The following is a 2,512-nucleotide window of genomic DNA, read 5'->3' on the forward strand; positions in this document are numbered from 1 at the left end:
AAACCAGATCACGGCACGCGCGGTCATCCGCTACCGCAAACAAATCACGGCGGGCATGCGACTCATCCACGCAAGCGGCCATTATTTAATTGAAGGCGTATTGCCGGATAAACAAAGCGGGAAAGAGTATTTAACCCTGCTGCTAAAACAGGACGGCGGCTAATGGACATCCAGATCGAAACCCACGGCCTTGAACAGCTTACCGCGCGCTTGCAAACACTAAGGCACGAAACCCGCTACAAAGGCGGGCGCACGGCGGGCAGAAAAGCCGCCAATGTCATGGCCGACGCCGCCAGCTTAAAAGCGGCGCAAATCGACGACCCGAAAACCGCCGAAAACATCATAAAAAATATCGTCGTCCGCTGGAACGGCAAACAGTTTAAAAAGACCGGCGACTTAAGCTTTCGCATCGGCATCAGGGGCGGCGCAAGAACCAAAAAAGAAAACGACATGAACCCCGGTAAAGACACCTGGTATTGGCGCTTGGTGGAATTTGGCACCATCAAAACCCGCGCCAAACCTTTTATGCGCCCAGCGATGCAAGAAAGCACCCAAGAGGCCATCGACACCTTTATTAGCGAATACCAAAAAGCCATAGACCGCGCCATTAAACGCGCACAAAAAAACGGGGGAACCGCTTGATGCACGCCCCATTATTTGAACTGTGCAAAGACCAGCCCGAATTACAAGCGCATTTAGGCAATAACCCTTTTCGCTTATACCCCTTTGGCAATGCACCAAGAAATATAGAAGCGCCTTATGCGGTTTGGCAACGCATCGGCGGTGCGCCGGAAGTGGCTTTAAATGGGCAACTCGCCTATCAGCAAACCGATATACAGTTGGATATTTATACAAAAAGCCTGCCATTAACCCGCACCATTGCGCAACTATTCTTTAATCAGCTTTATAATAAAGCGCAAATTATCCGCTATGGTTTTGAAGCCTTTGAACCCGAGGCCAAATTATGGCGCTCAAGTATGGATTTGCGCTTTATGCGCACTTAAAAAGAGGAAATAACTCATGGCAATTAACGCACAGCTTTCCAATATCTACGTATTGGTGCGAAAACTTGACCCCGCAACCGGCGCACCGCTAACCCCCAAAACATTGGAAGTGATGGATATAGGCTGCCCGACCACCTTTAGCCCCGGCGGCAACCCCGCCGATCAAATTGAAATCACCTGCCTTAGCGACAGCTCGCGGCGCTATATGCCAGGTCTTCGCACACCAGGCCAAGCCAGTATGACGATTCTGGCCGACCCTGCCGACCCGACTCATGTCCGCCTTTTCCGCCTGTCAGCCACCGACGATGCTGAAGATAAAGACCTGACCTTTGCCGTGGGATGGAGCGACGGCGCAGCCGCACCGGCCATTAACGCCGCAGGCGATGACTTTGACCTGCCAAGCAGCCGCACATGGTTTGTTTTTAAGGGCTATATCAGTGATTTTCCCTTTGATTTTGCGCAAAACAGCGCCGTTTCCACGCAAATGACCATCCAGCGCAGCGGCGCAGGCCAGTGGATTACCAAAGTCTAAGAGGGACAACTATGGGCACTTTATTCGACATCCCCGCCGCACTCGCACCCGCGCCGGTTAAAAAAGCCATTGAGTGGGAGCAAGGCGGGCAAACCCATAAAACAGAGGTCTATATCCGCCCGCTAAGCTGGCAAGCCGTCTACAACAGCATGAGCGAGCAGGAGGGTGCGCCCTTTAGCGACAAAGCCGCGCAGCGCTTGGCCGAAAGCCTCTGCGATCAAAACGGCCAACCGCTGTACAGCGCCAACGATCTCACCGGCAAAAGCGGCAAGCCGCTGCTCTGCACGGCGCTGATCACCGCACTGCTAAACGCCATCAGCGACGTTAACAGCGCGGGAAAGACCTAAGCGAGGAAGACGAACTCTGGCATGAACTGGTCATGCTGGGCATCGGCGGGCGCACGGTCGTTGAGGCCAAGCGCCGCCTGACCTATGCGGAATTCCTCGCTTGGGCAGCTTACCGGCGCAAAACCGGCACATTGCACGCGGGGCTGCGCGGCGACCGGCAAACCGCCTTGCTTGCGCTCACCGTGGCGCGAATCGCAGGCAGCAAGGGACTCTCGCTGTATGACTTTCTGCCGCACGAACAGCCGCCCGCGCCGCAAGCGGTGGATTTAGACCAAGCCTTGAAGGAATGGTATTAGCATGGCGAATTTTAATTTAGGCCGCCTTACGCTCGATCTGGTCGCCAAAACCGCCGACTTTATCAATGGCATGGACAAAGCCGAGCGCGCGGCCAAGGCCACCAGCGAGCGCCTTAAAAAGCAATTTAAAGCCCTGCGCGGCGAAATCAATAAAGTGGGTACTGCGGTTGCCGGTATCGGGATAGGTTTCGCCGCCTACGGTATAAAAGAGATCATCCAGAACACCATCGAGCTGGAACAACAACAGGCGCAACTTGCCGCCGTATTAAAATCCACCGGCGAGGCGGCAGGCTTTAACCGTGAACAGCTTAACGAGATGGGGCAAGCGCTGGC

General features: G+C 54.5%; 6 protein-coding genes and 1 pseudogene. All 7 read left to right on the top strand.

Annotation, left to right across the window (positions count from 1 at the left end):
- Positions 1 to 7 precede the first annotated feature (7 nt).
- Entirely contained in the window at positions 8 to 163 is a 156-nt protein-coding gene (locus AXE65_RS14435; protein ID WP_369126236.1) for a phage head closure protein, read from the top strand.
- Positions 163 to 642, top strand: coding sequence for an HK97-gp10 family putative phage morphogenesis protein (locus AXE65_RS04440; RefSeq protein ID WP_068388673.1), 480 nt, complete (start codon positions 163 to 165; stop codon positions 640 to 642). The genes AXE65_RS14435 and AXE65_RS04440 overlap by 1 nt, the downstream gene beginning before the upstream one ends.
- The gene (gene gp17, locus AXE65_RS04445; RefSeq protein ID WP_068388676.1) at positions 642 to 1,004 is read left to right on the top strand and encodes a tail completion protein gp17; all 363 of its coding nucleotides are present in this window, start codon (positions 642 to 644) and stop codon (positions 1,002 to 1,004) included. Before AXE65_RS04440 ends, gp17 begins: the two co-directional genes overlap by 1 nt.
- Positions 1,005 to 1,020: 16 nt before the next feature.
- On the top strand, positions 1,021 to 1,536 hold the full coding sequence (locus tag AXE65_RS04450) for a phage tail tube protein (RefSeq protein ID WP_068388680.1): 516 nt from the start codon (positions 1,021 to 1,023) through the stop codon (positions 1,534 to 1,536).
- Between the two features lie 11 nt (positions 1,537 to 1,547).
- A complete protein-coding gene (locus AXE65_RS04455; RefSeq protein ID WP_068388683.1) occupies positions 1,548 to 1,883 on the top strand; it encodes a phage tail assembly chaperone family protein, TAC in 336 nt (111 codons plus the stop codon).
- A 32-nt stretch (positions 1,884 to 1,915) separates the two neighbouring features.
- Positions 1,916 to 2,179, top strand: a complete 264-nt coding sequence (locus AXE65_RS04460; RefSeq protein ID WP_068388686.1) for a phage tail assembly protein T — start codon at positions 1,916 to 1,918, stop codon at positions 2,177 to 2,179.
- A 1-nt stretch (position 2,180) separates the two neighbouring features.
- Positions 2,181 to 2,512: pseudogene (locus AXE65_RS04465) on the top strand (phage tail tape measure protein); the annotation flags it as partial.

It is taken from the genome of Ventosimonas gracilis, assembly GCF_001580025.1.
In the GTDB taxonomy this organism is placed as follows: domain Bacteria; phylum Pseudomonadota; class Gammaproteobacteria; order Pseudomonadales; family Pseudomonadaceae; genus Ventosimonas; species Ventosimonas gracilis.